The following is a 16,043-nucleotide window of genomic DNA, read 5'->3' on the forward strand; positions in this document are numbered from 1 at the left end:
CCTGTCAGGACGGCCGGCTAGGGGCGCCTGTCAGGACGACAGGCTGGGACGCCCGCTCAGGGGCGTCCGGATGTCACGACTTACTTTTTCTTGCCGCCGCCGATGCGGCTTTCCGTGCCCTGCACCAGGCGCGTGATGTTGGCGCGGTGACGGTAGAACAACAGCACGCCAATGACCGCCAGCGCCACGCCCAGGGCGGGCTGGGCGTACCAGGCCATGCCCGAGCCGAACACGTAATAGACCGGGGCGAAAAAGGCCGCCACCAGCGAGGCCAGCGACGAATAGCGGAAGAAGATGGCAATGATCAGCCAGGTGGCCGCGGTGGCGACCGCCAGCCAGGGCTGGATCGCGACCAGCACGCCCAGGGCAGTGGCCACGCCCTTGCCGCCCTTGAACCCCAGGAAAATCGGGTACAGATGGCCCAGGAAGGCCGCCACGACGACGGCCGCCAGCGGCCAGGGCGCAATGCCAGGCGCCAGCTTCTCGGCCAACCACACGGCGAACCAGCCCTTGGCCGCGTCACCCAGCAACGTCAGCGCGGCGGCAGTCTTGTTGCCCGTACGCAGCACATTGGTGGCGCCCGGGTTCTTCGAACCGTAGCTGCGGGGGTCCTGCAGCCCCATGAGCTTGCTGACCACCACGGCGAAGGGCACGGAGCCGATCAGGTAGGCCAGCAGGATGAGCGCCGCGGTGAACGCCAGGGAGGGTTCGGTGATCGCCATAGGGGGTGAGTGTCCGTTGTCGTTGTGATGTTGTGGATCTTGATGGCTGCGGATTCTACCTCGCCGGCTGGCCGGGCCGGATTCGGGTTATCGATGGGGCAAAGCGGGACAGATTGGCGCGGGGCCATCCGGGCGACGCCTGCGGACGGTACAATCCAGCCGGTTCACCCGCGTTTTATTTTCTTTCGGATGCACAATGCGAATTCTGGTTTCGAACGATGATGGTTATTCGGCCCCCGGCCTAGAGGCGCTGGTCGCGGCGCTGCAGGGCCTGGGCGACCTCACCGTCGTCGCGCCCGAGACCAACCACAGCGGCGCGTCCAATTCCCTGACGCTGAACCGTCCGCTGTCGGTGCGCACGGCCTCCAACGGCTTCATCGCCGTCAACGGCACCCCGTCCGACTGCGTCCACGTGGCCCTGACCGGCCTGATGGACACCCGCCCCGACCTGGTCGTGTCCGGCATCAACAACGGTGCCAACATGGGCGATGACACCCTCTATTCGGGCACCGTGGCCGCCGCCAGTGAAGGCTACCTGTTCGGCATCCCGTCCATCGCCTTCTCCCTGGCCGAAAAAGGCTGGGAACACATCGAATCGGCCGCCCGCGCCGCCCGCCTGGTGGTCGAACGCCACCTGGCGCAGCCCCTGGCCGCGCCGGTGCTGCTGAACGTCAACATTCCCAGCCGCCGCTTTGACGACATGCATGGCTTTCAGGTCACGCGCCTGGGCAAGCGCCATCCGTCGCAGCCGGTGGTGCGCACCACCACGCCGTACGGCGATCCGGTTTACTGGATCGGTCCGGTGGGGCAGGCCGCCGATGCCACGCCGGGTACCGACTTTCATGCGGTGGCGCAGGGCATGGTGTCGGTCACGCCGCTGCGGCTCGACCTGACCCAGCACAGCCAGCTTGACGAGATCCGGACCTGGGCGGAGCCGCTATGCGTCGACGCATAAGCCAGCCGGACGTCTCGCAGGCGGTGCCCGGGCGGCCCAGCCCGGTCCGCTATGACTCCGGCCGGCTCAGCCCGGGCGTCACGCCCGCCAACAGCAACACCCGGGTGTCGGCCGCCACCCTGCAAAGCCAGGCCAAGACGCCCACGCCCGCATCCGGCGGCAATCTCGGCCTGAATTCCGACCGCCTGCGCCAGGCCATGGTGCAGCGCCTGCGCAGCCAGGGGGCCACCGACGAACGCGTGCTCAATGCCATGGCGGCCGTGCCGCGCCACCTGTTCGTCGACGAAGCGCTGGCCAGCCGCGCCTACGAAGACGCGGCGCTGCCTATCGGCCATTCGCAAACCATATCGCAGCCCTGGGTGGTGGCCCGCATGATCGCCGCCATCTGCGAAGACCGCACGCCCACCCGCGTGTTGGAAGTCGGCGCCGGCTGCGGCTACCAGGCCGCGGTGCTGGCGCAGTTCGTGCGCGAGGTCCATTCGATCGAACGCATCCGCGGACTCTACGAGCTGGCGCGCGAGCATCTGCGCGCCTTGCGGCTCACCACGCGCATCCGCCTGATCTATGGCGACGGCATGCTGGGCCTGCCCGGCGTGGCGCCGTTCGATGCTATCGTTGTGGCTGCCGCTGGCCTGACCATCCCGCAAGCGTTGCTCTCGCAGCTCGCGCCGGGGGGGCGCCTGATCGCTCCCGAAGGGGGCTCGAACCAGCGCCTGGTGCTCATCGAACGCACCGGCGCGGCCAGCTGGAAACGTACTGAATTAGAGGCCGTGCGCTTTGTGCCGCTACGTGCCGGAATACAATCTTGAGCAAACAGGAGAAACGTATGCTCAACGGGCAGTTGCAACTGACCGATCTGACCATGGGCGTGTCCATGACGCGCCTGCGCCGCCCGATTTTCGTGGCCGGTGTTCTCAGCCTGGCCATCCTGGCCGGCTGCGCATCAAAAGGTACTCGCGCCCCGGTCGTCGACCTTGCTGGCGGCCAGCCGTCCGCCTCGGCGCAACCCGGCGGCAGCTATGTCGTCAAGCCGGGCGACACCCTCTACAAGATCGCCCGCGCCAACAACGTGGACATCGAAAGCGTCAAGCGCTGGAACAACCTCAGCGACCCCAACCAGATTTCGGTCGGGCAGGTGCTGAAGATGTCCGGCGGTTCGGGTGGCGTGGCGCAACCCGCGCCCATCGCCAGCGCCAAGGCGCAGCCGCGTCCGCTGGACCAGCCGGCCGATACGTCCGGCACCGCCGTGGCCTCGTTGCCGCCGCCCACGCCGGCTGCCACCACGCCCACTGAGACCAAGCCTGTTGCGCGCGCGGCCGATGCCAGCGTCATCAACTGGGCCTGGCCGGCCGGCGGCCAGATCATGCAGGGCTTCAACAACAACAGCAAAGGCATCGACATCGCCGGCGCGCTGGGCGACCCGGTCACCGCTGCGGCGGATGGCAAGGTCATGTACAGCGGCAACGGTGTGCGCGGCCTGGGCAACCTGATCATCGTGAACCACCAGAATGGCTTCATCACGGCCTATGCGCACAACCGCACGCTGCTCGTGAAGACCGGCCAGGACGTCAAGCGCGGCGCCAAGATCGCCGAAATCGGCCAAAGCGATACCACGTCGCCGCGCCTGCATTTCGAGATCCGCCGCCAGGGCACGCCCGTGGACCCGATGCAGTACCTGCCCACCAAATGACGCCCACCCTGGTTTTCGACCTTGAAACCATTCCCGATGCGGATGGCCTGCGCAAGCTGAACGGCTGGGGCGCCGACGTGCCCGACCAGGAAGTCGTCGAACGCGCGCTCACGGCTCGCCGTGAGGCCGTGGGCCACGACTTCCTGCCGCTGCATCTGCACAAGGTCGCGGTGGTGGGCTGCGTATTTCGCGACGACCAGGGCTTTCGCGTCAAGACGCTGGGCCAGGCCGACGACCCCGAGGCCGCCTTGCTGGCGGGTTTTTTCAAGACCATCGAACGCTACACGCCCAAGCTGGTCAGCTGGAACGGTTCGGGCTTTGACCTGCCGGTGCTGCATTACCGCAGCCTGATCCAGGGCGTGCCCGCGCCGCGCTATTGGGACATGGGCGAAGAAGACCGCGATTTCAAGTTCAACAACTACATCTCGCGCTATCACAATCGCCACCTGGACCTGATGGACGTGCTGGCCAAGTACAACGGCCGCGCCAACGCGCCGCTCGACGAACTGGCCAAGCTGTGCGGCTTTCCCGGCAAGCTGGGCATGGACGGCAGCAAGGTCTGGGAAGCCTGGAGCAGCGGCCGCGCCGACGAAGTGCGCGCCTATTGCGAAACCGACGTGGTCAACACCTGGCTGGTGTATTGCCGCTTTCGTTTCCTGCGCGGCGAGCTTGACCGCACCGCCTACGACGCCGAGATCGCGCTGGTGCGCGACACGCTGTCGGCCAGCGATGCGCCGCACTGGAAGGAATACCTGGCGGCATGGGACGCCAGCTGAATTGCACGTTCGCGCTGCACGACAACGGAGCCCGCGGGCTCCGTTTGCACGTCTGGACAGACGCAATCGACTGAAACATAGCTTGCGCAGGCGAAACCCGGATGAAACCGGGCGGATCGCACAATGGCCTCGCTTTCTTCACTTTCAGGAGACCTACATGTCCCGATTCGCTATCCGCTCCAACTTGGCTGCTCTGGCCATGGTCGCCGCCTCGGGCGGTTTGCTGGCCGGCACCGTGATGGCGGCTCCGCCTGCCGATGGCGGGCCCGCTGCGATGCACGAAGGCCGCCACGGTGGCGGTTTCCACAAGGGCATGCGCGACGGCCTGTGGATCCCGGGCCTGGGCCCCGTGTCCAAGGCGCAGGTCGACCAGCTCAAGCTGGACGACAAGCAGCAAGCCCTGCTCAAGACGGCGCAAGACGGCCAACGCGGCCTGCGCGACGCCATGCGCACGTCGGGCGGCCAACGCCACGACCTGCTCAAGGCGCAGCTGGACGCCGGCAAGCTCGACCCGCATGCCCTGGTCGACCAGACCGACAAGTCGCGCGAACAATTCGGTTCGCAGGCCAAGCAGGTGCGCGACCAATGGCTGGCCGTGTGGGATAGCCTGAACGACGCCCAGCGCGCTCAGGTGACCCAGCTGGTCAAGGAACGCCAGGCCAAGATGCAGGAACGCCATGCCAAGATGGAAGGCCGTCATGGCAAGGGCCCGGCCAACGCCCCGGGCGCGGTGCCCCCGCCGCCGCCCGCGCCTCCCGCTGCCAACTAAGTGCAGCCAACCCGGCGCTGCTGACACCACCCCCGCGGCGCTCGCCGCCGGGTGCACAGCGCCCGGCCATCCTCTGAACGAGGATGCGGTTCCCACCCCCGGCCTGCCGAGCGCATGCCGGGGTTTCTTTTTGCCCGCGGGTTGGCCTGGCCCGCAGGCCCCACTTTGATGCACGGCTGCCTGCGAGCGCGCCACGACGCACCAGCGCGGTGCGCGCGCCATGCGCTTTCAGCGCGCCGCCAGCCTTTCGACACGCAATTGAAACCTGGCACGGACCTTGCTTGAAGGAAAGAGACCCGGTTACCCGCCGTTGCAAGACCGGTCTGACGGATGCGTCTCTGGCCATCCTCCTCCTCGTTAAATCCGATCAGGACACCGCACCATGAAGAAGACGTTGCTAGCCTTGCCCGCTGTGCTTGCCGCTTGTTTTGCTGCGACGGCGCAGGCCGAACCTACCGACCTGGGCGGCGGTTTTTCGCTCAGCGGCAATGCCACGATCGCCAGCGACTACCGTTTCCGCGGCTATTCGCAGACGGACTTCCGTCCGGCCGCGCAACTGGGCATCGACCTGACCCACAGTTCCGGCTTCTATCTGGGCAACTGGAACTCGAATGTGTCCAACTTCGTCTTCACCGACGGCAACCTGGAAATGGACTTCTACGGCGGCTGGAAGGGCGACGTGGGCGGCGGCTTCACGCTGGATGCCGGCGTGCTGCACTACTACTACCCGGGTTCCAGCTCGCCCAAGGGCGGCAACTACAACAACACCGACCTGTACCTGGCCGGCACCTACGCCAACTACACCCTCAAGTACTCGTACACGCCCAGCGACTTCTTCAGCACGCCGGACAGCAAGGGCACCTGGTACCTGGACGGCACCGCCAACTTCGACCTGGGCGACGGCTGGGGCCTGGTCGGCCACGTCGGCTACCAGAAGCTGAAGAACCAGGTGAACATGGACGGCGATTCCATCAGCGGCTACGTCGACTACAAGCTGGGCGTCACCAAGGACCTGAAGGGCTGGGTACTGGGCCTGGCGGCGGTGGGCGCCAGCAAGGACAACTGGCTGCCGACCAAGTACGGCCATCCGTCGGGCCGCCTGGGGGCGGTGTTCTCGGTGTCGCGCTCGTTCTGATTTCCCATCTATCCGTGGCGGCGCCCTGACCGGCGCCGGCTTTGGGGGGCTTGATGGAGACTGCCTGATGGGCCGTCTCCGGCAAGTCCCCCCTTTTTTTGATTCCTTTTACAATGCCGGGTTGCGTGTAAATCTGGACTGCGTGAGATGTCTGACGTTTTGAGTATCGAATCCCTGGATCTGGAAGCCCGGGGCATTGCCCGCCGCGATGGCAAAGTCATATTCGTGGAAGGCGCCTTGCCGGGCGAGCAGGTCACGGCGGTCACCGTGCGCCGCAAGCCGTCCTATGAGATCGCGCGCGTGGACGAAGTGCGCCGGCCGTCGTCGCAGCGGGTGGTGCCGCGTTGCCCCCACTTCGGCGTCTGTGGCGGCTGTGCCATGCAGCACCTGGAACCCAGCACCCAGGTGGCGATCAAGCAGCGTTCGCTGGAAGACACCTTCTGGCACGTGGGCAAGCTGCGCCCGGCGCGCATCCTGGCGCCGCTGCAAGGCCCGACCTGGGGCTACCGCTACCGCGCCCGCCTGTCGGTGCGCGTGGTGCCCAAGAAAGGCGGCGTGCTGGTGGGCTTTCACGAACGCAAGAGCAGCTACGTGGCCGACATGCGCGAATGCCATGTGCTGCCGCGCCACGTCAGCGACCTGCTGATGCCGCTGCGCGCCATGATCGCGTCGATGTCCGCACCCGACCGCCTGCCCCAGGTGGAAGTGTCGCTGGGCGACGGCGTCACCGCGCTGGTGCTGCGCCATCTGCTGCCCCTGACCGACAACGACATCGCCGTGCTGCGCGCCTTTGCCGACCAGCACAACGTGCAATGGTGGCTGCAGCCCAAGGGGCCGGACACCGTGCACCCGCTGGTGCGCGAACACGGCGACGCGCTGGCCTACACCATGCCGGAATTCGGCCTGCGCATGCCGTACCGGCCCACCGACTTCACGCAGGTCAACCACGCCATCAACCGCGCCATGGTGTCGCGCGCGCTCAAGCTGCTGGACGTGCAGCCCACCGACCGCGTGGCCGACCTGTTCTGCGGCCTGGGCAACTTCACGCTGCCGCTGGCCACCCAGGCCCGCGAAGCCGTGGGCGTGGAAGGCAGCAAGGCGCTGACCGACCGGGCCTTCGATGCCGCCGCGCGCCACGGCCTGGCCGATCGCACCAGCTTCTCGACCCTGAACTTGTTCGAAGTCGACGCGCACTGGCTGCGCAGCCTGGGGTTCTTTGACCGCATGCTGATCGATCCGCCGCGCGAAGGCGCCCATGCCGTGTCGCAGGCTCTGGCGCAACTGACGCCGGAAGAGCGGCCGCGCCGCATCGTCTACGTGTCCTGTAACCCGGCCACGCTGGCGCGCGATGCGTCTATTCTGGTGCACGAGGGTGGCTACCTGCTCAAGAGCGCGGGCGTCATCAACATGTTCCCGCACACCGGGCATGTGGAGTCCATCGCGGTGTTCGAATCGCTGGATGCCGCGGGCGTGTTGCAGGTGCAGGAAAACGCGCGCTTGCGCGCCATCCAGCAGGCGGCCGAGACGATGGCGGCGGAAGCCGAAAAGGCTGCTGCTGCCGCCGAAAAGAAGGTGGCCAAGCAGGCCGCCACCGACGCGTACCATGCGCGCGTCGCGGCCGAGGCTGAAGCCGCTCAGGCCGCAGCGCCCCAAGTCGAACTGGGCCAGACCGAAATGGCCCAGACCGAAATGGTCCAGACCGAAGTGGCCCAGACCGAAGTGGCCCAGACCGAGCCCACCCGGCCGGATCAGGCCTGATGTGAAAAAGGCGGCCCTTCGGGGCCGCCTTGTTTTGTGGCCGCGCTTTTGCAACGCCGGCCATGTCCACCGAAAACGCCGCTATCCGACCTGGCGCGGCCCGCCCAGATTCTCCAGGATCGGGCAGTCAGGCCGGTCATCGCCATGGCAATGCTGCGCCAGGTGCTTGAGCGTGGCCGCCATGTCGCGCAGGGCGCAGGCCTTGCGTTCCAGTTCCTCGACGTGTTCCAGCGCAATGCGTTTTACGTCGGCGCTGGCGCGGCTGCGGTCTTTCCACAGGGCCAGCAGCCCGTTCATCTGCTCGACCGAGAATCCCAGGTCGCGCGCCCGGCGCACGAAGCGCAGCGTGTGCAGGTCGTTCTCGCTATAGACGCGGTAGCCCGAATCCTTGCGCAGCGCCGGGCTGATCAGGCCAATGCTTTCGTAGTAGCGGATCATCTTGGCCGAGATGCCCGACGCTTGCGCGGCTTGTCCGATGTTCATGGAATGGCCTCTTTGAAGGGATAGGGGTCAGTGGGCCGCGCGCGGCCGAAAGGCTTTGAGCCGCAGCGCGTTGCCCAGCACGAACACGCTGGACAGCGCCATCGCGCCGGCCGCGAAAATGGGCGACAACGACAGCCCGAAGGCCGGATACAGCGCGCCCGCCGCCAACGGAATCAGCGCGGCGTTGTAGGCAAAGGCCCAGAACAGGTTCTGGCGAATGTTGGCCAGCGTCGCGCGGCTGAGCGCGATGGCGTTGGGCACGCCGTGCAGGTCGTCGGCCATCAGCACCACCGAAGCGGCTTCGATGGCGACGTCGGTGCCCGTGCCGATGGCAATGCCGGTATCGGCCGCGGCCAGGGCAGGGGCATCGTTGATGCCATCGCCCACGAAGGCCACCTTGCGACCGCCCGCCCGCAGCGCGGTGATCGCCTCGACCTTGCCGTCGGGCAGGACCTCGGCGCGCACTTCATCGATGCCCAGTTGCCGCGCCACGGCCTGCGCCGTGTGGCGGTTGTCGCCGGTGATCATGGCCGTCTTCAGGCCCTGCGCATGCAAGGCGGCAATGGCGTCCACGGCCGACGGCTTGATGGGGTCGGTCACGGCGATCATGGCGGCGGCCTGGCCGTCGATGGCCACATAGATGGGCGTCTTGCCTTCATTGCCCCAGCTTTCGGCGCGCTGGCCAAAGGCGCTGACGTCCACGCCGCGCTCGGCCATGAGGCGAGCGGCGCCGGCCAGCACGCGCTTGCCGGCCACGGTAGCCTCGACACCCGCGCCGGTGATGGCGGCAAAGCCGTCGGCGGGCAGCAGCGCCAGCTTGCGTTCGGCCGCCGCATCGACAATGGCCAGTGCAATCGGGTGCTCGGACCGCGCCTGCACCGACGCGACCCACAGCAGCACGTCTTCGCCGCGGTAGCCGGCGGCCGGTTCAAGTTCGGTCAGGGTGGGCTTGCCCAGCGTCAGCGTGCCGGTCTTGTCGAAGGCCACCACGTTGACGTCGCGCAGCGTCTGCAAGGCGTCGCCCTGGCGGAACAGCACGCCCATTTCGGCGGCGCGGCCCGTGCCCACCATGATGGACGTGGGTGTGGCCAGGCCCATGGCGCAAGGGCAGGCGATGATCAGCACGGCCACCGCGTTGACCAGCGCATGCGACAGGGCCGGCGTCGGGCCCAGGAAGAACCAGGCCAGGAAGGTCAGCAACGCGGCCGCCATCACGGCCGGCACGAACCAGGCAGTGACCTGGTCGACCAGCGCCTGGATCGGCAGGCGCGCGCCCTGGGCCGCTTCGACCATGCGGATGATGCGGGCCAGCATGGTGTCCGCGCCGGTGTGGGTGACGCGCAGCGTGAAGCTGCCGGACGTATTGAGCGTGCCGCCGGTGGCCTGCATGCCCGGTTGCTTTTCGACGGGCACCGGTTCGCCGGTCAGCATCGATTCGTCGACATACGAACTGCCTTCGATGATTTCGCCGTCCAGCGGAATCTTTTCGCCGGGGCGCACCAGCACGAGGTCGCCACGGCGCACCTGTTCGATCTCGACGTCCTGCGGCTGGCCATCGCGCAGCACGCGCGCGGTGCGCGGCTGCAGGCCGATCAGCCGCTTGATGGCGGCGCCGGTCTTGCCCTTGGCGCGGGCTTCCAGCGTGCGGCCCAGCAAGATCAGCGTGACGATGACGGCGGCGGCCTCGTAATAGACGTTGCGGGCGGCTTCGGGCAGCCAGTCGGGCGCAAAGGTGGCCACGACGGAATAGCCCCACGCGGCACCTGCGCCCAGCGCCACCAGCGAATTCATTTCCGGGGCGCGGCGCCACAGCGCGGTCAGGCCCTTGCTGAAGAAGTGGCGGCCCGGCCAGGCCAGCACGGCCGTGGTCAGCACGAATTGCAGCAGCCAGCTGTTCTGCTGGCCGATGGTGCCCAGCACCCAGTGGTGCAGGGCGGGAATCAGGTGCGAGCCCATTTCCAGCACGAACACGGGCAACGTCAGCACCAGCGCGGCAATGAAGGCATGCTGCAGGCGCCGCGCTTCGGCGTCGCGGGCTTCGGATTGGCGTTCGGCGTGATCGTCCTGGGCCACGATGGGGCGGGCCTCGTAGCCCATCTTCACGACGGCCTCGACCAGGGCGTCGGGTTGGGCGGCCTGCGGGTCATAGGCGACCAGGGCGCGCTCGGTGGCCAGGTTGACCTGGGCCTGGGCCACGCCCGGCACGCGGGTCAAGGCCTTTTCCACGCGCTTCACGCAGGACGCGCAGGTCATGCCTTCGATGGCAAGTTCCAGCTCGACGGATGGGGCAGGGATGGCAGCGCTCATGGCAGTCTCGGTGGGGAGTGAATCCACAGTGTCATCCTTCCTATGATGGGAAGGTCAAGGTTTATTCTACGCTTGACCTTCCTATAATGGGAAGGTTTAAGCTGGGTTCAAGCTTGCGCGAAGCCATCCGCGCAGCCAACCTGAAATGGAGAACAGCATGAGCATCGAATTCCAAGTCCCCGACATGACCTGCGGCCATTGCGTCAAGACCATTACCGGCGCCGTCAATGCGGCGGTGCCGGGCGCCACGGTCGCCGTGGACCTGCCCACCCATCGCGTGACGGTCAGCGGCACGGACCAGGCCGACAAGGTCGAGGCCGCCATCCGCGACGCCGGCTACGAGCCGCAACGCGTTTGAGGCCTGCCTGCCGCCAGAAGGTATGATAGAAAACTTCTGGCGGCAGTTATTTCGTAATTGCTAAAATCTATCGATCAAGTAAATTTATTAAATTTGAATAGTTAATAGATCAGATTTATCATTCTTTCCATGGTGGTTAAACAAACCCCGCTACCCAAGGAGAGATTGAATGCTGCAAAACCGTGAAGGCCAACGTGTTCCCAACGTAACGTTCCCCGTCCGTGAGGGCAACACCTGGAAAAAGCTCACGTCCGACGACCTGTTCAAGAACAAGACGGTCGTGGTCTTTTCGCTTCCCGGCGCGTTCACGCCGACCTGCTCGTCCACCCACCTGCCGCGCTACAACGAACTGGCTCCGGCCTTCTTCGAAGCCGGCGTCGACAGCATCGTCTGCGTGTCCGTCAACGACACCTTCGTCATGAACGAATGGGCCAAGGACCAGGAATCGGCCAACATCACGCTGCTGCCCGACGGCAACGGTGAATTCACCGAAGGTATGGGCATGCTGGTCGACAAGAGCGACCTGGGCTTCGGCAAGCGCAGCTGGCGCTATTCCATGCTGGTCAAGGACGGCGTGGTCCAGAAGATGTTCATTGAGCCGGAAAAGGAAGGCGACCCGTTTGAAGTGTCGGACGCCGACACCATGCTGGCGCACTTCGCCCCGTCGGCCAAGAAGCCCGACCAGGTGGTCGTGTTCTCCAAGCCGGGCTGCCCGTTCTGCGTCGAAGCCAAGGCGCTGCTGGACAGCAAGGGCTACGCCCCGATCGAGATCCCGCTGGAAAACAAGGTCCGCGGTCGTGTGATCGGCGCCGTGTCCGGCAAGGGCACCGCTCCCCAGGTGTTCATCAACGGCGCGCTGATCGGCGGCCTGGAAGACCTGAAGGCGCACTTCGCCTAAATCAGTCTGATTGCTGGCGGGGAAGCGGCACCATGCCGCTTCCCGCCGCCGGACCGCCCTGCGCGGTCCGGCGCGCCGGTTTCCCTTGTTTCGCATCTTCGAGCGGCCTCTTTTTGGGGCAGCGGGACGGCGTTCGTCCCGAGGGTGCGCAACAAGGCGGAATCCGCCTTTGAAACCATTGCTCCACGTGACAACCGGGGGACCTGATAGATGAAGACTCTGCACACCGATATCGCCGTTCTTGGCGCCGGCACCGCCGGCCTGGCCGCCTACCGCGCCGCGAAGGCCGCGGGCAAGCGCGCGCTGCTGATCGAAGGCGGCCCCTATGGCACCACCTGCGCCCGCGTCGGCTGCATGCCGTCCAAGCTGCTGATCGCCGCGGCCGAAGCGGCCCACAACGCCGCTCACACCGAGCCGTTCGGCGTGCAGGTGCAGGGCGAGATCGCCGTGGACGGCGTGGCCGTGATGGACCGCGTCAAGCGCGAACGCGACCGCTTCGTCGGCTTCGTGCTGGAAGGCGTCGAGAACATTCCTGCCGAAGACAAGATTCGCGGCTACGCCCGTTTCGTGTCCGACACGGTGCTGCGGGTGGACGAGCATACCGAGATCCACGCTTCCCGCGTGGTGATCGCAACGGGTTCCCGGCCGGCGGTGCCGCCGCCGTTCCGCGGGCTGGGTGATCGCCTGGTCTTGAACGATGACGTGTTCGCCTGGGACGATCTGCCGCGCCGCGTGGCCGTATTCGGCCCGGGGGTGATCGGGCTGGAACTGGGCCAGGCGCTGGCACGGCTGGGCGTGGAGGTGCGCGTGTTCGGCGTCAGCGGCAGCCTGGGCGGCATCAGCGACCCGCAAGTACGCCACAGCGCCCGCAAGATCTTCCAGCGCGAGTTCTACCTGGACCCGGATGCCCGGGTGCTGGAAACGCAGCGCGTGGGCGACGAGGTGGAAGTGCGCTACGTGGCGCTGGACAACAGCGAGCGCACCGAGCGTTTCGATTACGCGCTGGTGGCCACCGGCCGCCGTCCGAACGTGGACGGCCTGGGGCTGGAGAACACCTCGCTGCAACTGAACGCGCAGGGCGTGCCGCTGTTCGACCGTGACACGATGCAGGCGGGCGACTCGGCCATCTTCATCGCCGGTGATGCCAACGCCGACGCGCCGCTGCTGCACGAAGCCGCCGACGAGGGCCGCATCGCAGGCGAGAACGCGGCCCGTTATCCCGAAGTGCGCCAGGGCTTGCGCCGAGCGCCGCTGGCGGTGGTGTTCTCGGACCCGCAGATCGCGCTGGCGGGGCAGGGCCATGGCCGCCTGACCCCGGGCACGTTCGTGACGGGCGAGGTGGATTTCAGCGACCAGGGCCGTTCGCGGGTGATGCTGAAGAACCGCGGGCTGCTGCATGTGTATGCGGATATCGCGACGGGCCGCTTCCTGGGTGCGGAAATGGTGGGTCCCAGCGCCGAGCACATCGGCCATCTGCTGGCCTGGGCCGTACAGCAGGAACTGACGGTGGCGCGCATGCTGGAAATGCCGTTCTACCATCCCGTCATCGAGGAAGGCCTGCGCACGGCGCTGCGCGATGCCGCGGCCAAGCTGGCGCGTGCGCAGGAAGCGCTGCGCCAGGTGGAAGCGGAAAGCGCCACGGCGTAAGGCCGGGGTGGGGGGGGCCGCTCCGCGGCCCAACGCCCGCCGCTGTCGGCGAGCCAACCCGCCAGGCCATCACGTCTGTGAAGTTCCAAAAGGGGCTGCCTTCGGGCAGCCCTTTTCACGTTGCCGGCTTCTTGTCAGGCCTGGATATTTTATAGATAATCTATAAAAATCACCTTAGCCATCCCCATGACTACGCCTGAAATCATCCTGGACGGTGCCCATCTGTGCGCCGACGACGTTGTTGCCATCGCGCGGTCCGGCGCCCAGGTGGCCCTGGCAGACAGCGCCCGCGCCGCCCTCGGCGCCACGCGGGAATACATCGAGACGAACTGGCTCAACGACGCGGCGCCTCTGATGTACGCCTTCAATACCGGGGTGGGCGCGCTCAAGAGCCAGCGCATCGCGCCGGATGAAATCGCCACCTTCCAGGCGAGCCTGGTGCGGTCTCATTCCGCCGGCACGGGCGAACCGATGCCGCAAGAAGTCGTGCGCGCGATGATGGCGCTGCGCGTGAACGCCTTTGCCAGCAACCATTCCGGCGTGCGCGTCGCGATCGTCGACCGGCTCATCGCCATGCTCAATGCGGGCATCACGCCCGTCATCGCGTCCAAAGGCAGCGTCGGCGCCAGCGGCGACCTGGCGCCGTTGGCGTTGATGAGCGGGGCCATGATGGGCCTGCCGCAATCGCGGGTGGCCTACCGGGGCGAGGTGATGCCGGCCGCACGGGCCTTCGAACTGGCAGGGCTGGCGCCCACGATCGATGTGCAGGCCAAGGACGCGACGGCGCTGATCAACGGCGCGACGGCCTCGCTGGCGTATGCGGTGCTGGCGGCCAGCGACGCGCGCCAGCTGCTGACCAGCGCGACCATTTCCATGGTGTTGTCGCTGGAAGCCTTGCGCGGCGAACTGTCGTGCTTCGAGGCCCGGGTGATGCAGGCCCGCCCGCATCGTGGCCAGCGCGACGTGGCGGCCGCGATCCGCCAATTGGTGGCCGGCAGCCTGCGCTGCACGGAACCAGCCCGCCAGATACGCCTGCGCGGCACGCCGGGGCTGGACCCGGCGCTGGCGGGCACGCCGCACGAACCGCCGCTGGCCCCGCGTATCCAGGACGTGTATTCGCTGCGTTGCGTGCCGCAGGTCCATGGGCCGGTGCTCGAGGCGCTGGACTATATCGATGGCATTCTTGCCACCGAGATGAACAGCGCCACCGACAATCCGCTCATCTTCCCGGAAGACGAAGGCTATGCCATTGTTTCGGGCGGCCACTTTCATGGCCAATACATTGCCCAGGCGATGGACCTGCTGGCCTTGGCGGTGACGGACCTGTCGGCGATCTGCGACCGCCGCAGCGCGCGGCTGGTGGACCCGGCCTGCAACTTCGGGCTGCCGGGCAACCTGATTGCCGAACGGCCCGGGATCAACACAGGGTTTTCGGTCGTGCAGAGCCTGGGCACGGGCCTGGTGCTGGAAAACGTGGGCCTGTGCGGGCCGGCCAGCGCCACCAGCCTGCCGGCCAAGGGCAACACCGAAGATCACATCAGCAATTCGTGCTTCGCGGCGCGACGCACGCGCACGGTGGTCGAGAACGCCCAGGCGGTGGTCACGGTGGAAATGCTGCTGGCCGCGCAGGCGCTGGACCTGGCCGAGCCGGATCTGCGCGCCTATCCCGTAGGCCAGGGCACGGCCGCGGCCTGGTCCGCGATCCGCGCCGTCGTGCCGGCCATGCTGGGCGATGACCGCTGGGTGCACGACGACATCGCGCTGCTGCAATCGCGGGTGGCGGACGGCAGCCTGGCTGCCGCCGTGCAGTCGGCCTGCGGGCCGCTATGGTCTGCGCAGGGGGCGGCATGACACCGGTGGCTGGCGCGGCATCGCGCGACGATGACGACACCTTGCCCGGGCGCATCGCGCGCACGCTGGTCGAACGCATCATCACGGGAAAATTGCGTCCCGGCGAACGGGTGGGGCAGGACGCCCTGGCGGCAGAATTCGGCGCCAGCCACGTGCCGGTCCGGGAAGCCTTCCGCCGGGTCGAGGCGCGCGGCCTGCTGGTCAGCGAGCCGCGCAAGGGCGTGCGTGTCAGTGCGCTGGACGAGGCCTCGGTGCTTGAAATCACCCGCATGCGCGGCGCGCTGGAATCCCTGGCGCTACGCTATGCGATACCGGCGATGACCGCCGACGATATCGGGCTGGCGCAGGCCGCGATCCAGGCAGGCGAACAGGCAAAGGACATGCAGCAATGGGAGGCCGCGAACCGTGCCTTTCACGAAGCCCTGTACCGGCCCTGCGCGATGCCCCGCCTGCTGGCCAGCATCGACATGCTGCATGAATCGCGCGAGCGCTACATGCACGTGACTGCGGCGTGCGTGGACTGGGACCCCGGCTCGCAACGCGAGCACCAGCAACTGCTGGCGGCGGTAACCAAGCGCGATGTCGAGCGGGCCTGCCGCCTGCTAGAGGCGCACATCGCCGAGGCGGGCGAGATCCTGGTGCAGGGGCTGGAAAAATGGCGCGCCACGGTGGCCGGGCCCGGCTGATGCGGGTC

General features: G+C 67.1%; 14 protein-coding genes and 1 pseudogene. 12 read left to right on the forward strand and 3 right to left on the reverse strand.

All coding sequences use genetic code 11. The annotated features are described in order from the left end of the window. Nucleotides 1-80: 80 nt before the first annotated feature. On the reverse strand, nt 81-722 hold the full coding sequence (gene plsY, locus U858_RS0106860; RefSeq protein ID WP_025136428.1) for a glycerol-3-phosphate 1-O-acyltransferase PlsY: 642 nt from the start codon (nt 720-722) through the stop codon (nt 81-83). Nucleotides 723-918: 196 nt separating this feature from the next. Here plsY and surE point away from each other — a divergent pair, with 196 nt between their 5' ends. The 7 genes and pseudogenes from surE to rlmD all read left to right on the forward strand — a co-directional run. After that, nucleotides 919-1,677, forward strand: a complete 759-nt coding sequence (gene surE, locus U858_RS0106865) for a 5'/3'-nucleotidase SurE (protein ID WP_025136429.1) — start codon at nt 919-921, stop codon at nt 1,675-1,677. Continuing rightward, on the forward strand, nt 1,662-2,486 hold the full coding sequence (locus U858_RS0106870) for a protein-L-isoaspartate(D-aspartate) O-methyltransferase (protein ID WP_025136430.1): 825 nt from the start codon (nt 1,662-1,664) through the stop codon (nt 2,484-2,486). Before surE ends, U858_RS0106870 begins: the two co-directional genes overlap by 16 nt. 17 nt (nt 2,487-2,503) lie before the next feature. Then, nucleotides 2,504-3,367: a peptidoglycan DD-metalloendopeptidase family protein gene (locus U858_RS0106875; protein WP_025136431.1), complete on the forward strand. Its 864-nt coding sequence runs from the start codon at nt 2,504-2,506 to the stop codon at nt 3,365-3,367. Beyond that, nucleotides 3,364-4,143 carry a 3'-5' exonuclease gene (locus U858_RS0106880; protein ID WP_025136432.1) on the forward strand — a complete coding sequence of 260 codons (780 nt, stop codon included), beginning with the start codon at nt 3,364-3,366 and terminating at the stop codon, nt 4,141-4,143. Before U858_RS0106875 ends, U858_RS0106880 begins: the two co-directional genes overlap by 4 nt. Nucleotides 4,144-4,300: 157 nt before the next feature. Then, nucleotides 4,301-4,912 (forward strand): periplasmic heavy metal sensor, encoded by a 612-nt coding sequence (locus tag U858_RS0106885; protein ID WP_025136433.1) that lies wholly within the window; start codon nt 4,301-4,303, stop codon nt 4,910-4,912. A gap of 382 nt (nt 4,913-5,294) precedes the next feature. After that, nucleotides 5,295-6,047: a TorF family putative porin gene (locus U858_RS0106890; protein WP_025136434.1), complete on the forward strand. Its 753-nt coding sequence runs from the start codon at nt 5,295-5,297 to the stop codon at nt 6,045-6,047. A gap of 147 nt (nt 6,048-6,194) precedes the next feature. Next, nucleotides 6,195-7,589: pseudogene (rlmD, locus tag U858_RS0106895) on the forward strand (23S rRNA (uracil(1939)-C(5))-methyltransferase RlmD); the annotation flags it as partial. Nucleotides 7,590-7,886: 297 nt separating this feature from the next. Here the strand turns inward: rlmD and cueR are convergent. After that, nucleotides 7,887-8,288: a Cu(I)-responsive transcriptional regulator gene (gene cueR / locus U858_RS0106900; RefSeq protein ID WP_025136436.1), complete on the reverse strand. Its 402-nt coding sequence runs from the start codon at nt 8,286-8,288 to the stop codon at nt 7,887-7,889. Nucleotides 8,289-8,315: 27 nt separating this feature from the next. Continuing rightward, on the reverse strand, nt 8,316-10,595 hold the full coding sequence (locus U858_RS0106905; RefSeq protein WP_025136437.1) for a heavy metal translocating P-type ATPase: 2,280 nt from the start codon (nt 10,593-10,595) through the stop codon (nt 8,316-8,318). A 157-nt stretch (nt 10,596-10,752) separates the two neighbouring features. Between U858_RS0106905 and U858_RS0106910 the strand changes: the two genes are divergently transcribed. The 5 genes from U858_RS0106910 (at nt 10,753) to U858_RS0106930 (ending at nt 16,035) form a co-directional block, all read left to right on the forward strand. After that, nucleotides 10,753-10,953, forward strand: a complete 201-nt coding sequence (locus U858_RS0106910; protein ID WP_025136438.1) for a heavy-metal-associated domain-containing protein — start codon at nt 10,753-10,755, stop codon at nt 10,951-10,953. A gap of 169 nt (nt 10,954-11,122) precedes the next feature. After that, entirely contained in the window at nt 11,123-11,851 is a 729-nt protein-coding gene (locus U858_RS0106915; protein WP_025136439.1) for a glutathione peroxidase, read from the forward strand. 210 nt (nt 11,852-12,061) lie between these two features. Next, nucleotides 12,062-13,498, forward strand: a complete 1,437-nt coding sequence (locus U858_RS0106920) for a dihydrolipoyl dehydrogenase (RefSeq protein ID WP_025136440.1) — start codon at nt 12,062-12,064, stop codon at nt 13,496-13,498. 186 nt (nt 13,499-13,684) lie between these two features. Beyond that, complete coding sequence (hutH, locus tag U858_RS0106925; protein WP_025136441.1) at nt 13,685-15,349, forward strand: histidine ammonia-lyase; 1,665 nt, start codon at nt 13,685-13,687, stop codon at nt 15,347-15,349. Further along, entirely contained in the window at nt 15,346-16,035 is a 690-nt protein-coding gene (locus U858_RS0106930) for a GntR family transcriptional regulator (protein WP_029953615.1), read from the forward strand. The genes hutH and U858_RS0106930 overlap by 4 nt, the downstream gene beginning before the upstream one ends. Nucleotides 16,036-16,043: the final 8 nt, after the last annotated feature.

The organism is Achromobacter sp. DH1f (genome assembly GCF_000633435.1).
GTDB lineage: Bacteria > Pseudomonadota > Gammaproteobacteria > Burkholderiales > Burkholderiaceae_B > Achromobacter > Achromobacter deleyi.